General features: G+C 71.1%; 11 protein-coding genes and 2 pseudogenes. 6 read left to right on the top strand and 7 right to left on the bottom strand.

The window, feature by feature from the left end:
* Window positions 1-47: 47 nt before the first annotated feature.
* The 6 genes from ABZ272_RS24200 to ABZ272_RS24175 all read right to left on the bottom strand — a co-directional run bounded on the left by ABZ272_RS24200 (window position 48) and on the right by ABZ272_RS24175 (window position 6,950).
* Complete coding sequence (locus ABZ272_RS24200; RefSeq protein ID WP_355052199.1) at window positions 48-1,802, bottom strand: substrate-binding domain-containing protein; 1,755 nt, start codon at window positions 1,800-1,802, stop codon at window positions 48-50.
* A gap of 165 nt (window positions 1,803-1,967) precedes the next feature.
* The gene (locus ABZ272_RS24195; RefSeq protein WP_355052198.1) at window positions 1,968-3,005 is read right to left on the bottom strand and encodes a lactonase family protein; all 1,038 of its coding nucleotides are present in this window, start codon (window positions 3,003-3,005) and stop codon (window positions 1,968-1,970) included.
* Window positions 3,006-3,118: 113 nt separating this feature from the next.
* Complete coding sequence (locus ABZ272_RS24190) at window positions 3,119-3,721, bottom strand: ATP/GTP-binding protein (RefSeq protein ID WP_355052197.1); 603 nt, start codon at window positions 3,719-3,721, stop codon at window positions 3,119-3,121.
* Window positions 3,702-4,091: a DUF742 domain-containing protein gene (locus ABZ272_RS24185; RefSeq protein WP_355052196.1), complete on the bottom strand. Its 390-nt coding sequence runs from the start codon at window positions 4,089-4,091 to the stop codon at window positions 3,702-3,704. Before ABZ272_RS24185 ends, ABZ272_RS24190 begins: the two co-directional genes overlap by 20 nt.
* Entirely contained in the window at window positions 4,081-4,503 is a 423-nt protein-coding gene (locus tag ABZ272_RS24180; protein ID WP_355052195.1) for a roadblock/LC7 domain-containing protein, read from the bottom strand. Before ABZ272_RS24180 ends, ABZ272_RS24185 begins: the two co-directional genes overlap by 11 nt.
* Complete coding sequence (locus ABZ272_RS24175; RefSeq protein ID WP_355052194.1) at window positions 4,503-6,950, bottom strand: nitrate- and nitrite sensing domain-containing protein; 2,448 nt, start codon at window positions 6,948-6,950, stop codon at window positions 4,503-4,505. The genes ABZ272_RS24180 and ABZ272_RS24175 overlap by 1 nt, the downstream gene beginning before the upstream one ends.
* 418 nt (window positions 6,951-7,368) lie before the next feature.
* Between ABZ272_RS24175 and ABZ272_RS24170 the strand changes: the two genes are divergently transcribed.
* The 5 genes and pseudogenes from ABZ272_RS24170 to ABZ272_RS24150 all read left to right on the top strand — a co-directional run bounded on the left by ABZ272_RS24170 (window position 7,369) and on the right by ABZ272_RS24150 (window position 12,033).
* A complete protein-coding gene (locus ABZ272_RS24170) occupies window positions 7,369-7,968 on the top strand; it encodes a hypothetical protein (RefSeq protein ID WP_355052312.1) in 600 nt (199 codons plus the stop codon).
* Window positions 7,969-8,318: 350 nt separating this feature from the next.
* Window positions 8,319-8,507, top strand: a pseudogene (locus ABZ272_RS24165) (hypothetical protein); the annotation flags it as partial.
* A gap of 1,043 nt (window positions 8,508-9,550) precedes the next feature.
* Entirely contained in the window at window positions 9,551-11,209 is a 1,659-nt protein-coding gene (locus ABZ272_RS24160) for a sodium:solute symporter family protein (protein WP_355052193.1), read from the top strand.
* A gap of 15 nt (window positions 11,210-11,224) precedes the next feature.
* Window positions 11,225-11,533 (top strand): hypothetical protein, encoded by a 309-nt coding sequence (locus tag ABZ272_RS24155; RefSeq protein WP_355052192.1) that lies wholly within the window; start codon window positions 11,225-11,227, stop codon window positions 11,531-11,533.
* A gap of 116 nt (window positions 11,534-11,649) precedes the next feature.
* Window positions 11,650-12,033, top strand: a complete 384-nt coding sequence (locus ABZ272_RS24150) for a hypothetical protein (RefSeq protein ID WP_355052191.1) — start codon at window positions 11,650-11,652, stop codon at window positions 12,031-12,033.
* Between the two features lie 128 nt (window positions 12,034-12,161).
* Here the strand turns inward: ABZ272_RS24150 and ABZ272_RS24145 are convergent, their stop codons facing one another.
* Complete coding sequence (locus ABZ272_RS24145; RefSeq protein ID WP_355052190.1) at window positions 12,162-13,970, bottom strand: glycoside hydrolase family 6 protein; 1,809 nt, start codon at window positions 13,968-13,970, stop codon at window positions 12,162-12,164.
* A 582-nt stretch (window positions 13,971-14,552) separates the two neighbouring features.
* On the opposite strand from ABZ272_RS24145, the pseudogene ABZ272_RS24140 reads away from it, so the two are divergent.
* Window positions 14,553-15,407: pseudogene (locus tag ABZ272_RS24140) on the top strand (hypothetical protein); the annotation flags it as partial.

Genomic DNA, 15,407 nt, shown 5'->3' with positions numbered 1-15,407 from the left:
CGTACCGGCTCACCGGTACGACGGGTTCCTTGTTGCTCAGCGGCGGCTCAGCGCGGGGCTGGGGGACGCCGCGCGATGGCGGTGAGGAAGATGCTGCCGATCTCGCTCGGGTCCTTGGTGACGAAGACGTCCCCGCCGGTCACCTTCGTGATCGACTCCAGTTCGGCCTTGCTGACGCCCTCGCCGATACCGATCATGATGACCTGCACCGGCCGCTCCGGATCGGCGATCTGCTTGAGCTTGGCGAGCAGCTGCTGCTGGTTGATGCCGTTGTCGTCCTCGTTCTTGCCGTCGGTGAACAGCACGATCGAGTTGACCCGGCCGGGCTGCCAGTCCTCCTGCACCGCCTGGTACGCGGCCAGCATCGTGTCGTACAGGCCGGTATCACCGTTGGACGGCTTGACGGTGGCGAGCGCCCCCTCCAACTGGGCCCGCTGGCCGGAGAGCGGTCCGATCGGCACCAGTTCCCGGTAGTCGCGGTTGCCGACCAGCTTCGTGGAGAAGGTCCACAGGCCGATGGACCAGGAGTCGTCGAAGAGCCCGAGACCGCGGCGGGCCGCGTCGACGGTGACCTCCTCCCGGCTGCGGTTGTTGGCGCTGGGCACCTCGTCCTTCATCGAGCCGGAGACGTCGATGACGGCGAGCATCCGGCCGGACTGGGTGGCGATCGACCAACTGGACACGACACGCTGTATCGCGGCCGGGTCCAGGCCGCCCGCCGCGGTGCCGCCGGCCGCCGGGGCGGTCGACGCGCCACCGGCCGGGCTCGGCGCGCCCTGCGGGGCGTTGAAGCCGGCACCCCAGCTGCCGTCCGGCCCACGCAGCGACTGCGCCGCCAGGCGGTCCCGGAACTTCGGCGCGGTGAGCAACTCGTACAGCACCTTCGCCGCGGCCGCCTTGGTCGGCTCGATGCCGGGCAGCACCGCGTACGGGTAGTCCAGCGGCATCGGCGCCGGCTCCATGTAGAGCGCGGCGAGCGGCACCGGAGGCTTCTTGCTGTTGTACGCGATCACGTCTTCCTCGGACAGCGCCGCCGCACCGAGAGCGCTCGCGATCGAGGTCGGGTCCGTGGCGGTCGGGAAGCGGGCGAGGAGGTCGTTGCGGAGCGAGGAGCGACCGGTGGCCAGCGCCCGCAGCGCGCCCACGGTGTTGCGCTGGGCGTCGCCGCCCGCGCCACTGGCGGCCGTGGTCAGCGAGAGCAGACCGGACAGCCCGGCCGCGTCGCGGGTCGGCTCGACGATCCCGGTACGCAGCGGCTTGCTGCTGTTGACCTGCTTGAGCAGATCGGCCCAGGTGAACTTGGCGTTGGGCCAGCCGAGCCGCGTCGCCACCGGCTCGGGCATCGCCACGACGACGGGGCTGCGCGCGATGGAGGCCCCGTTTGTCGGCGCGAACGCCGTGGCGTCCTTCTTGAGACGCAGCAGCCAGGTCGAGGAGTCCGGCACCCAGACGTCCGGGGTCACGGCCGTGCCGCTGGCCTGGCCGACGCCGGCGAGTACGGCACCGTGCTTCGCGGCCACCACGGCGGCCACGTCGACCGGGTCGGATGCCGAGACATCGACGCGGATGCAGGTGGGGCCGACTGCGGCGCCGTCCTTGACCCACTGGGAGGCGGCGGCGTCCACCGCGGGCGCGAGCTCGGTGGCGACGGCCACGGCGAGTCGGATCTCCCCCGAACAGCTTGGCTGGATCAGCTCCTTGTAGCCGAACCAGACGCCGGTCGTGACGACGAGAACCGTCGCCGTCGCGGCGGCGGCTGCTAGATGGAGTTTCGAACGCATTCGATGGCGGCCTGCAGACACGCTGACCATCTTGCGTATTAGGTGCCGTCTCTGCCACATCCGTTCGGACTAAAGTTACGCAGGAGAAACAGTTGATCACCATTTAACAACAGAGAGTGATGAATCGGCCCCACGCCGTTGCCAAACCTGTCCCGCTCTCGCATTTGCTTCCGTCATTCCGTCCGCTCACGGCAGGACGCACGTCGGGCTCGCCAGCGGTACGGGCTCGCCCACCGGAGCCGGTACCCCCGTGCTCGGGTCACGTCGGAACACCCGCACCATGTCCGCCCGCTCGTCGGCGACGTAGAGATGCTCGCCGATCAGCGCGAAGTGTCGCGGCCACTCCCCGCCGGTGTCCACCTCGGACACCAGCGCGGGCAGCTCACCGGTCAGGTCGAAGACGGCGATGGTGCCGATACCGCGGTTCGCGACGTAGAGCAGACGCCCGTCCGGGTCGACAGCGATCTCCGACGGCTGGACGTGGCCGGTCCGCCCGCTGGTGTCGACCCGGCCGCGCTGGTGCAGTGACCCGTCCTCGGACAACTCGTACGCGGTGACCGTGGCGTCCAACTCGCCGACCAGGTAGCAGCGCCGGCCGTCGGGGTGCCGGGCCAGGTGCCGGGGCCCGACGCCCGGCGTCGTACGCATCCGCGGACCGCGTGGCACCAGCCGCCCGCTCGCGTTGTCCAGGTCGTACCGGTAGACCGAGTCGGTGCCCAGGTCCACCGCGAGCAGGGGCTCCCGCTCCCGGCCGGGAGAGACCATGTGGGCGTGCGCCCGCTCCTGGCGTTGCGGGTCGGCGCCGTGGCCCTCGTGGACCACGAGATCGGTCCGTTCGCCGGGCACGCCCTGCTCGTCGAGCGGGAAGACCGCGACGCTTCCGCTGCCATAGTTGGCCGCCACCAGGTGCCCACCGTCGGGCAGCACCGCCAGGTGGCACGGCTCGGCGCCGCCGGTCGAGAAGCTGCCGAGCGCGTCCAGCGCGCCGTCCGAGGAGACCTGCCAGGCGCTGACCAGACCGTCGGTCAACTCGTTGACCGCGTAGAGCACCGGCCGCGTGGGATGCCGCGCGAGGAACGACGGCGACGGCGTGACCGCTACCGTTCCGAGCGGGGTGAGTGCCCCGGTGGCCGGGTCGCGGCGTGCCGCGACGATGCCGTCCGCCCGCCCGCCGCTGTGCGCGGTGTAACCCCCGATGTGGACGATCTCGCCCGGACCAGTCACGCTGCACCCCTTCGCCGACATCCTGGAGTAGATCCAACCAGAGCTGCCCAGGAAGCCGACCGGCTAACCGGCTTTTCGACGCCAGCCCGGTCCGCCGAACACGTGGTGGCGGTTCAGGAGGCCGGCACCGGCTCGCCGCGCTGCCGGGCCACGTGCTCGACCAAGGAGATCAACACCAGCTTGCCGGACTGTCGGTCCCGGGCGTCGCAGAGCACCATCGGCACGTCCGGGTCCAGGTCGAGCGCTCGGCGTACGGTCTCCAGGTCGAAGCGACGGGTGTCCTCGAAACAGTTCACCCCCACCACGAACGGGATGCCACGCTGCTCGAAGTAGTCGATCGACGGGAAGCAGTCGGCCAGCCGCCGGGTGTCGGCGAGCACCACCGCGCCGAGCGCGCCGAAGGCCAGCTCGTCCCAGAGGAACCAGAACCGGTCCTGGCCGGGGGTGCCGAACAGGTACACCTGGAGGTCGTCGTTGATGGTGATCCGGCCGAAGTCCATCGCCACGGTGGTGGTCGTCTTGCCCTCCACCCCCGAGAGGTCGTCGGTGCCGATGCCGGCGTCGGTCAGCACCTCCTCGGTCTGCAACGGCCGGACCTCGCTCAACGCGCTCACCAGCGTCGTCTTGCCGGCGCCGAAGCCCCCCGCGATGAGGATCTTCAGTGCCAGCGGAACGGTGAGGGCTGAGCCCGCATGGTCATAGCGCACGGAGTCCACTGACCACCGCCTTGAGGATGTCGTCGTTGGGAAGATCGCGGCTGGCCGGCGGCTCGTGCACCGCGACCAGGCCCTGCGCGAGGAGGTCGCCCAGCAGCACCCGGATCACACCGACCGCGAGGTCCAGCTCGGCCGCCAGCTCGGCCACCGACACCGGGTGACTGGCCAACGCGACCAACCGCCGGTGCTCCGGCGGCAACTGCGGCTGGGCCGCCGGGTCGAGGTCCGCGGCGGCCAACACGAACGCGACCAGGTCGAAGCCACCGGCGGCGGAGCGCACCCGGCCGCCGGTGAGCGTGTAAGGGCGGACCACCGGGCCCGCGTCGCCGTCCAGCCACTCGTGCTGGGGGCCGGGCGGCTCAGTCCGCATCACCGGCGTCCGCGGACGGTCGGGCCGACGCGGTCATGTTCTCCCCCACGCGGATGACCAGCATCGCCATCTCGTACGCGACCAGGCCGATGTCCGCGTCCGCGTCACTCACCACGGCCAGGCAGGCGCCCTGGCCGGCGGCGGTGACGAAGAGGTACGCCGATTCCATCTCCACCACGGTCTGCCGGACCGGACCGCCGTCCACGTGGTGGCTCGCGCCCCGCGCCAGGCTGGAGAAGCCGGCGGCGAGCGCGCAGAGGTGCTCGGCATCGGCGCGTTCCAACTCGGCCGAGGAGCCGAGCAGTAGGCCGTCGGCGGAGAGCACGACCGCCTCCCGGGCGGCCGGAACCCGCTGCACCAGCTCGTCGAGCAACCAGTCGAGGCTGGCGCTCTGCTTCGTCGTTTCCCGCACTAGGCGTCCCTCTCAGTCGCTGTCGGATCGAAGGCCTTCGGGGGCGCGGAAGATCCCGAATCGGCAGCGGACCCGGTCTCGGGGGCCGCCGCGGATCGCTGAGCCGGGACCGCCGCCGGCGCAGCGGCCGGGATCGCCGGCGCTGCGGAGGGCGGGGGCGTGGGAACGCGGGTCGGGGCCGCCGGGGCGACCACTGTCGCCCGACCCCGGGCGGTGCCGGCCTGCAGGGACGCCATCACCCGGCGTACCTCCTCCGGCGAGCGGGGCGACGGCGTGTCGGCGGCGGTGGGCCGGGGCAGGGCGTTGGGGGTACGTCGCCGTACCCGCCGGGGCAGCCCCTCCAGGTCGTCCGCCGTCCCGTCGGAGGGCGGCTCGTCCGTGGCGGCCGGGAGATCGGACGTCGGCCCCGTGGGCAGGACGAGGGTGGGCGGGTCACTGGTGACGACCGGGGCCGAGGTGGTACGACCGGCACGGGACCGGGGTGCCGTCGTCCGGCGTACGGGTCGGGCCAGTCGCCGGTCACCGGGCGCGGCGGCGGGCGACGCCGGGTCGGGGCCGGCCGGTGGCTCGGCGGTGACCAGGTCGGTGGGGATCACCACCACGGCGGTGACGCCGCCGTCCTCGGGCGACCGCAGTCGCACGCGTACGGAGTGCCGCGCCGCCAGCCGGGCCACCACGAACAGACCGAGGCGGGCGCTCTGCGCCGGATCGAACTCGGGCGAGCTGGTCAGCCGGGTGTTGGCGTTCTCGAGCGCGGTGGCGGACATGCCCAGCCCCTGATCGGTGACCGACAGGACGTACCCGTCAGCGACCTGCTCCCCGGTGATGGTCACCCGCGTGTCCGGCGGGGAGAAGGCGGTGGCGTTCTCGACCAGCTCGGCGAGCAGGTGGATGATGTCGCCCACCGCCCGGCCCAGCACACCGGCCGGCTGCACGACGGTGATGTCCACCCGGTCGTACGCCTCGACCTCGCTGATCGCCCCGCGGACCAGGTCGACCATCGCGACCGGGTTGCGCCACCCCCGGCCCGGCGCGGAGCCGGCCAGGATGACCAGGTCCTCGGCGTGCCGGCGGAGCCGGGTGGCCAGGTGGTCCACCTGGAACAGCTCGGCCAGCTCGTCCGGGTCCTCGGCGCGTCGCTCCATCCGGTCCAGCAGGTGCAACTGCCGGTGCACCAGGCCCTGGCTGCGGCGGGCGATGTTGAGGAACACCTCGTTGAGCCCTCGGCGCAGGGTGACCTCGTCCACGGCTGCCTGGACGGCGGTGCGCTGCACCTCGGTGAAGGCCCGCCCGACCTCGCCGATCTCGTCGTGGCCGTACTCCAGGGGTGGCGCCTCCCGGGCGACGTCGACGTGCTCGCCGCGACGCAGCCGCGCGACCACGTCGGGCAGCCGGTGCTCGGCCAGTTCGAGGGCGGCGGTACGGACTCCGCTGAGCCGCCGGACCAGGGTGCGGCCGACCCGCAGCGCCACCAGCACCGAGACCACCACGGCGACGAGACCGAGCACCCCGGCGGCGGCGAGCCGGACCAGGATCCCGACCGCCATCGGCACCGAGCGGTCGGTGAGGTTGTCGGCCTCGGCCAGCTCGAAGTCGCGCAACTCCTGCTGCACGGCGTCGTGGCTGGCCTGCCACACGGCGGCGTCCACCGGTGGACGACCGGACCGGTTGGCGCCGATCAGCGCGTCCTGCATGGCCCGCAGGCTGGTGAAGTCGGGACTCTCGGTGAGCCGCTGGTACGCGGCGCGCCCGGTCTCGGGCAGGTCGGCCACCGCGCTCTCGGTGAGCCACCGTTGGTTGCCGATGGTCTGCACGAGCAGCGCGTGCTCCCCATTGGCGAACTTCCCCGCGGTCAGCACACCGGCCAGCATCGCGTCGGTCTGGCCCAGCAGCTCGCGGGATCGGCCCAGCGTGGTGAGGGCCAGCGCCTGCCGGTTGATGGCGGGGTCGCTGAGGTTCGCCATGGCGGAGAACGCCTGGAAGGCCGCCGAGACCATGCCGCTGTAGAGGCCGATCGCGCCCGCGCGGTCCATCATCCCGTCGTCGATGAAGTCCCGTCCGGTCGGCAGCGCCGCCAGGGCGGTGACCAGCCGGTCGACGCGGTCCTCCAGCAGGTCGTCGGCGGCGGAGCGCAACGCCTCCCCGTCGACCCGGCGACGCAGCTCGGCGACCGCCCGGTCGGTACGCAGGCGCTGCTCGGCCAACGCGGGCAGTTCGGTGTCGCCGGCGAGCTGCACCACCGAGAGGCGACGCTCGCGTTGCAGCTCGGTGACCACCGCCTCGCCGGGGCGGCCCAGGTCGTAGAGGAGGGTACGCGCGGAGAGCAGGTTCAGGGCGGGCCCGAAGGTCAACGTCGTCGCGAAGATCCACAACGCGAGGAGCGCGGTCACCGGCGCGACGACCAACGCGGTCAGCTTCGAGCGGATAGGCCAGTCGCGGGTTTTCATCAGACCTCGCCCGTCAAGGGTGGCAGGAGGGGCGCCGGCACCGCCGGGCAGCGCGCTCGCCGGTCGCGTACCCGGTCGTCGGGCCGGGCACCGGCGCGCGCGCCTTGGGCAGGATACGTAATCACGCCCGGTTGCACTACCGCCGTCGGACGGCGTCCGGGCTGCGGAGCGCGCCCCCGCGAGTACGGCGAGCGCCCCGCTGTCGCGCTCGCCGGGGCGCTGGCGCTGGGCGGGAAAGGATCAGACGTTGCCGGCGGTGCCGTACGACGGGGGCCAGTCCACCCACGCGGACTATCTGGAATGAGTCAGGTTTCTGTCATCTACCGCCACGCCGGAGCGCGATCGGCGAGGAAAGTACCCCGGATCGGGATTGGCGATCACTACGCGGAGGGAATACCAGATGACGAAGGAGGAGCCCATGTCGCCCACGCAGATAGTCGTCATCGTGCTCGTCGTGCTGGTGGTCATCGCGGCGATCGCCGTGGCCGTCCGGACGATCGGTCGTCGCCGCGCGCTGCAGAGCCGGTTCGGACCGGAGTACGACCGGGTGGTGCAGGAGCAGGAGAGCCGGTCCGCCGCGGAGCGTGAGCTACGCGACCGGGAGCGCCGGCACGCCGAGCTCACGCTCACCCCGCTCAGCCCGGAGTCGCGAGCGCGGTACGCCGCCGCCTGGGAGGAGCTCCAGATCCGCTTCATCGACTCGCCGGGTGAGACCGTGGGCGACGCGGACGAACTGGTCACCCGGCTCATCGAGGAGCAGGGCTACCCGACCGGTGACTTCTCCGACCAGATCGCCCATCTCTCCGTCGAGCACGCCCGCACCCTGACCAACTACCGGGACGCGCACGAGATCCACCTGCGCAACTCGCGGGGTGAGGCGACCACCGAGGAGCTGCGTCAGGCGGTCGTGCACTACCGGGCCCTCTTCGCCGACCTGCTCGGCGAGGAGCCCGTCGGTCAGCGCACGCCCGAACAGCGTTCCCACCCGGACACTCCGCACGACGCCACGAGCCGCTGAGGAGGCCACCGATGCGCCACGAAGAGCAGCAGGTGAGCAACGACCATCCGGAGGCCGTCCGGTCCGCGCCGGTGCCGGTCCCGCCGACCGGTGACCGGGCCGCCCACTCGGACGTACCCGAAGATGCCCTGGACGACCGGGGCACCTTCGACGATCCGACCGTCGGCGCCGAACGGGACGCCGACGACGCGCCGACCACCGACCACGAGCGGATCAACGGCACCGACCCGGACGTCCCGTACGACCGGCTCGACGACGACCGGCTCGACGACGACCGGCTCGACGACGACCGAGTCGACGACGACCGAGTCGACGACGACCGGCGGAACCGGGCCGACGACGAGGGTGGCTTCCACGAGCCGGGCCCGTTGCCGACTACGTTCGGAGCGACCACGGTCGCCGACGCGGTGGCCGCGTCCGCTCTGGCCAGCCCGCGTCCGCAGGACCAGCCCGACCCGCGGGCCGAGCGGACCGCCGCGCCGGGCGACGGCGCCGAGGACGGCGAGCGGGAGGGCCTGCGCGCCGACCCCACCGCCGAACTGCACCGCCGCGACGACTTCGCGGAGACCGACGAGGACACGACGCCGGACGCCGACGAGGCTGCCGACCCGGATCTCGACGACCGACGTGACCGTACCGACACCGCGCGAACCGTCGTCGTGCCGGGAAGCACCGAAGGCGCCCCGGAGCGCCGGAGCGACCTGACCGACTGGGCCGGCGATCCGGACGCGGCGGCGGCCGGCGCGGCCGGCTACGGCAGCGCCTCCCCGGAGATGGTGGACCCGGACGCCGAACCGGTCCCCGCCGAGGGCGTCGGCACCTCGTTGGAGTCTGCCGGCACGTCGCGGCCCGCCGGTTCGACCGTCGCCTCGGACGCGGCCACGCTCCTGGACGGGGACACCGCACAGGGCTTCCGGGACCGCTGGCGGGACGTGCAACTGCGGTTCGTCGACGATCCTTCCGCCGCGGCGGGCGAGGCGCAGGCCCTGGTCGAGGAGGCCATCCAGGCACTCGCCTCGGCGCTCGCGGCGCAGAAGAACACGCTGGGCGGCTGGCAGGACGCCGGCTCGGCGGACACCGAGCAACTGCGCATGGCGGTCCGTAACTACCGGGACTTCCTGGACCGCGTCCTGGGTCGCTGACCTACCCGGACCACCGCGGGACGCTCGGCCGACACCGGCCGGGCGTCCCTTTTCGCGCCTGCACCGGCCCGCACCGGCCGGGCGCGGGCCAACGCCGGGCCGCGCCGGCGCCGGGCCGCCGGCCGGTAGCCGGCTACCGGTCTGGCCCCTTTGCTCTGCTTCACCATAGGCAACACCCGGTGTCCGGATACCGGACGCCCGCTGTTTCCTCCGCTGAAGCAGAGCAAAGGGACCAGGCCACCCACCGCAGGGCGCCCATCCCCGCAGCGTCGCCGCGACGCCGCCGCTGCGGCAGCCGGGGCAACCCGCGGGGTACGCCACGAAAGACCTCGGGAGCGCCGGAACCACACGGATCAGACAGGCAGGCGTGAAACCTCGCGCAGCGGGTAATAGGGCGCGCGCATCGAATGCGGTGCCCACGTCGGACGAGGGGTGACGAGATGGACGGCGGCGGCCTCCGGCTCAACATGAACGGGCTGGACTACCTGATCCTCGCGCTGTACTTCGTCACCGTCCTCGGGGTCGGCTTCGCCGCCCGCCGGGCGATCCGGACCAGCGTCGACTTCTTCCTCTCCGGCCGTTCCCTGCCGGCCTGGGTGACCGGCCTCGCCTTCGTCTCGGCGAACCTCGGGGCACTGGAGATCATCGGCATGGCGGCCAACGGCGCCCAGTACGGCGTCATGACGGTCCACTACTACTGGATCGGCGCGGTGCCGGCGATGGTCTTCCTGGGCATCGTGATGATGCCCTTCTACTACGGCTCCAAGGTCCGCAGCGTCCCCGAGTACCTGCGGTTGCGCTTCAACCGACCGACGCACCTGCTGAACGCGCTCAGCTTCGCCGTCGCCCAGGTGCTGATCGCCGGTGTGAACCTCTACGCGCTGGCCCTGGTCATGCAGGCGCTGCTCGGCTGGCCGCTCTGGACGGCGATCGTGGTGGGCGCGGCGATCGTGCTGGCGTACATCACCATCGGTGGCCTGTCCGGGGCCATCTACAACGAGGTCCTCCAGTTCTTCGTCATCCTGGCCGGCCTCATCCCGGTCACCGTGATCGGTCTGGTCAAGGTCGGGGGCGTGAGTGGGCTGATGGACGCGGTCCGCGACTCGAAACTCGGCGAGGCGGGTCTGCACGCCTGGCAGGACACCGGCAGCACCGACAACCCCCTCGGCGCGCAGTGGATCGGCATCGTCTTCGGCCTCGGTTTCGTGCTCTCGTTCGGCTACTGGACGACGAACTTCGCCGAGGTGCAGCGGGCCCTGTCGGCCAAGAACATGAGCGCCGCCCGGCGTACGCCGATCATCGCCGCGTACCCGAAGCTCTTCATCCCGCTGGTCACGATCATCCCGGGCCTGGTCGCCCTGGTGACGGTCAAGGGCCTCGGCGCGGAGAGCGGCGACCTGCAGTACAACAACGCCATCCCGCTGCTGATGCGGGACCTGCTGCCCAACGGCGTGCTCGGTGTGGCGGTCACCGGCCTGCTCGCGTCGTTCATGGCCGGCATGGCGGCCAACGTGAGCGGCTTCAACACCGTCTTCACCTACGACATCTGGCAGTCGTACGTCCGGCGCGGCCGGTCCGACGAGTACTACCTGCGGATCGGCCGGTGGGCGACCGTCGCGGCCGTGGTGATCGGCATCGGGACCGCGTTCATCGCCTCCGGGTTCAGCAACATCATGAACTACATCCAGGCACTCTTCTCCCTGTTCAACGCACCGCTGTTCGCCACCTTCATCATCGGCATGTTCTGGAAGCGGATGAGCGCCCTCGCGGGCTTCTGGTCGCTGCTGCTCGGCACCCTGGCGTCGCTGGCGACGTACCTGCTCTACAAGGGCGGCGTCATCGGCTTCAACTCCGACCTGGAGGAGAGCTTCTGGGGCGCCGGAATCGCGTTCGTCACCGTGGCGGTGGTCGCCGCCATCCTCACCCCGCTCACCGCGCCCAAGCGCGACGAGGATCTGCGCGGACTGGTCTACGGGATGGGCGGCGTCGACCTGAAGGGCGACGTGCTCGCCGGGGACGCCGTCTGGTACCGCTCCCCCGTGCTGCTCGGCCTGGTCGCGGTCGCGCTGGCCGCACTCTTCTACATCCCGGTCTTCTAGGAAAGGAGTCGGCAGATGAGCAACGACGGCCAGCCGGCGCAGGACCCGCTGATCGACGAGACGCAGTCGGAGGAGCGCCGCTCCGCCGCCGCCCGTCTGTTCGACATCCGTCGCGTGATCGGTGGGCTCTTCGTGGCGTACGGAATCATCGTGACGCTGATCGGCATCTTCGACAGTCGAGCCGAGATCGACAAGGCCGAGGGTGTCCGCATCAACCTGTGGGCCGGCCTGGTGATGCTCGCCTTCGGGCTGGTCATGCTGCTCTGGCAGTGGCTGCGGCCGGCGGAGGCACCGTCCGCGAACGAGTCGCAGTCCGACCGCTGAACCCCGCTCCGCCGCCGGCGCCGTCCACCGGGACGGCGCCGGCGCCGCGCATGGGCACCCGCGCACGGGGTACGCGGCGGGGATCAGGCACCGTGTCGGACACAGGAGGCAGCACCATGACCGATCGCGACCGCCGACCGCTGGAGGAGAGCCCGCAAACGGCCGCCGCGGTGGACGACGACAGCACCGTCCCGGAGCTGCGGACCGGGGGTGGCCCCGACCGCGACACGCCGACCTTCACCGAACCCCGCGAGCGGCAGCCGGACCTTGCCCCGGACTCCGACGACCTGATCGGCGACCCGTACGGCGCCGGGACCGGCGCGACCGGGACGGGCACCGGCGCGGGCGGCGACAACATCCGTACCGGCGCCGAGCAGCCCTGGGAACCGGAGGACCTGGTGAAGGCCCGTGGGCAGGACCTCACCCCGGAGAACCTGGAGAAGGCCCGTCGCGACCTGGCCGAACACGGCCGCGCGGCGATCGAACGCACCGTGCCCTGACCTGGGACAGACGCGGAAAGGGGGGTCCCCGGCCCGACCGTGATGGTCGGACCGGGGACCCCGGGGAAACCTGCCCCCGGCAGTGCCTCACCTACTGCCGGAGGCGGGTTGGCGCGTGAGCTACCCGATCAGAGCGCCGGGTAGGCGTTCTGCATCAGCTCGCGGAACTGAGCCGAGAACCACGCTCCGGAGATCGGCGCGTTCCCCAGCGCCCCGGTGGGGTTGTTGCCGTTGCGGGCGTTACCGCCGTACGTCGGGTCGCACATCCGGTCGAAGCCCTTGCCCTCGTTGTTCGGGATCTCCGAGCTGGAGCCGTCCGACTCGCCCGGAGGCTTCACCCAGACGTAGGCGTCGATGCCCGTCGCCGGGTTCGCCCGCGGCCGCTCGCCGAGACCCGCGCCGGCCTGGTTGCACCAGTTACCGGCGTGCGCCCGACGGTCGACCCGGCCACCGTTGACGTACGTGTCGACGCTGGTCGTCGCGCCCGGGCCGGTGGGCCGGTTGGCGCCGCCCCAGCCGTTGCGGGACGTGTCGATCAGCATGCCGATGTTGGAGTTGAAGCCCAACGACACCAGCTTGGTCCGGAACGCCTGGGCGAAGGACAGCTCGTCGACGTAGTAGTTCCAGTCGATCCACTTGGACTGCCGCACCGTCTGGCCGTTCACGTTGTCGGTGACCTTGAAGTACGGCTCCGTGAGCGCCGAGTAGTTGGCGGTGTTGGTGATGAAGCCGTGCACGTTGTTGACCGTGCTGCCGGAGGCGACAGCGGCGGTCTTCAGGATCTCGGCGGACGGGTTGAAGTTGCTGTCCCAACCGAGCCAGCCGTGGTGCCCGGCGTCGATGTAGTTGTAGACGTTGCCGATCGCGCCCAGCTTGGCGAGGGCGTAGCCGACACCGTTGACGTACGCGCCGTTGGCCTTGACCGTGTCACACATGACCGTGCCACCGGCCTGGCCGGACGTGTTGGTCACCAGGTTCGGCAACGAGTCGATCTCGATGATGTTGATGATCCGGATGTTCCGGTACTTCGAGTCGCCCTGGATCGCGGCGATCGGGTCGATGTACTCGGACTTGTACCGGGGCAGCTCGTTCGGCCCCAGCTCACCGTTGGAGGCGAGCGCCGAGCAGTCGCGGCCGGGGAGGTTGTAGATGACGAACTGGATGTAGCCGGCGCCCTGGCGCAGCGCCTCGTCCAGGTGGTCCTTCACCCCGAAGGCGCCGTTGGAGCTGCTGTTCGGCGTGCCGTTGATCGCGGCGATCCGGTCCAGCCACACGGCGGTGGGGTTGTTCGAGACGCGGCTACCGCCGGGCTCGGCGTCCGCCTTGGCCTTCCACTCCGGGTTCACGTACCCGGGCACACCGGCGTACGGGTTGTCGACCTTCACACCGGGGGGCGGGGTGGTCGGCGGCGGCCCCGTCGTGGGCGGCGGGGTCGTGGGGGGAGGCGTGGTGGGCGGAGGCGTGGTCGGCGGGGGCGTGGTGGGCGGCGGGGTGGTCGGGTTGCCGGTGCCACCGTTGCAGACCACACCGTTCAGGGTGAACGAGGTCGGCTTCGGGTTGCTGCCGCTCCACGCTCCGTTGAACCCGAGGGTCGTCGAGGCGCCGGTCGCGAGGGTGCCGTTGTAGGACATGCTGCGGGCGGTGACCTGGCTGCCGGACTGGGTGTACGTGGCCGACCAGCCCTGCTGCACGCGCTGGCTGGAGTTGGGGAAGGTCCAGCCCAGCGTCCAGCCGTTGACCGGGTCGCCGAGGTTCTTGATGGTGATGTTGGCGGTGAAGCCACCCTGCCAGTCGTTGGTCGTGTACGCGATGTCGCACTGCGTCGCGGCCTGCGCCGCGGTGACCGGGATCGTCACCAGCCCGCCGGCGACCAGAACGCCCGCGCCGGCGAGCGCGAGGGTCCGGCGGGGGCCGGACAGCCTTCTCCACACATTCATGCCACTGATCTCCTTGGGCGAGACCGGGCCCGCGTACGGCCCGGCGAGACGGCCCGGCGGGCGTCCTGCACGGACGGCCTCCGGCGCCACGGGATTCTTTGGGGTGCCCGACCCGGACGGGCGGTGGTGGTGGTTGGTGGTGATTGGCCGGCGCGTGGCCGACCGATCGGCGGCCGGTTGTCGTCCGGTGAACCGGATGCCCTCGACGCCCCGCCTGCGCGGTGTGGCTCCCCCGAACCGCGTGCGCCGATTCTTGCATGGGAGCGCTTCCATGGCAATGGCTCGATGCGTCGTCGCCCTCGACTCGGACGATACCTCCGAGGTGACGCGGGTGGCACCAGCCTTCCGTTACCGGTCGAGGGCAGCCGCTAGTTCCCGGAAGGCCACGACCAACCCGACCGGGCGGTGAGCGCCCGGCGTGGCATGGCGGGCAAAGAAAGCCGCGTATCACTCCTTCGCCGCTTACCACCAGCAAAGGTCAAAACGCGAATCTTTCACTTCATAGGTCATGAAAAGGTCTAACGTCGGTCTTAGCTCGGTTGTCGCCGGGCTCAGGACAACAGGGATGGAGTGACGCAGGTCATGGCTAAGAAGATGCTCGGGAAGGTCGTTGCGGGCGCTGCCCTCGGTGGCGCGTCCCTCCTGGTGTTTGCGCCGGGGATCGCGTTCGCTGACGGTCACCACGACGAGGACGGCAAGGTCTACGCCAAGCCGCACATCGTGAAGGCCGGCGACGAGGTCAAGCTCCTCGAGATCTGCCCGGATCGCCAGGAGCACGCCTACGTGTGGTCCAAGGTCACCGGCAAGGTCAAGCTCAAGCCCGCGCGCGACGACCGGGGCGAGGACCGCGGCGAGTGGAGCGAGGAGGACGACTCCTACGACCACGACGACAAGGGCAAGGACGAGCACGGCAAGGACGAGGACAAGGGCAAGGGCAAGGACGAGCACGGCAAGGACGACAAGGGCAAGGACCACGAAGGCAAGGGCGACAAGGGCAAGGACGACGAGGGCAAGGGTGAGCACGGCGACGCCCAGCCCGGCGGCCAGGGCGGTGGCGCTGCCGCCGACGCCTATGAGGACGAGGACAGCAAGGACTGGAAGGGCGAGGAGCACGGCCAGGACGCCCAGGACGACGAGGGCAAGAAGGACTGGGAGTCCAAGGACGAAGGCAAGAAGGACTGGGAGTCCGAGGACAAGGACAGCAAGGACTGGGAGTCCAAGGACAAGGACAGCAAGGACTGGGAGTCCAAGGACGAGGACTACGGCTCGGACGACGAATACGGCTCCGACAAGGGCTGGGAGTCCAAGGGCCACGAGTCCGAGGGCCACGAATACGGCTCCGACGACGAATACGGCTCCGACAAGGGCTGGGAGTCCAAGGGCCACGAGTCCGAGGGCCACGAATACGGCTCCGACGACGAATACGGCTCCGACAAG

This window comes from Micromonospora sp. NPDC005979, from assembly GCF_040614415.1.
In the GTDB taxonomy this organism is placed as follows: domain Bacteria; phylum Actinomycetota; class Actinomycetes; order Mycobacteriales; family Micromonosporaceae; genus Micromonospora.
Note: the sequence above shows the minus strand (reverse complement) of the source record. Positions and strands in the feature narration are given on the sequence as shown.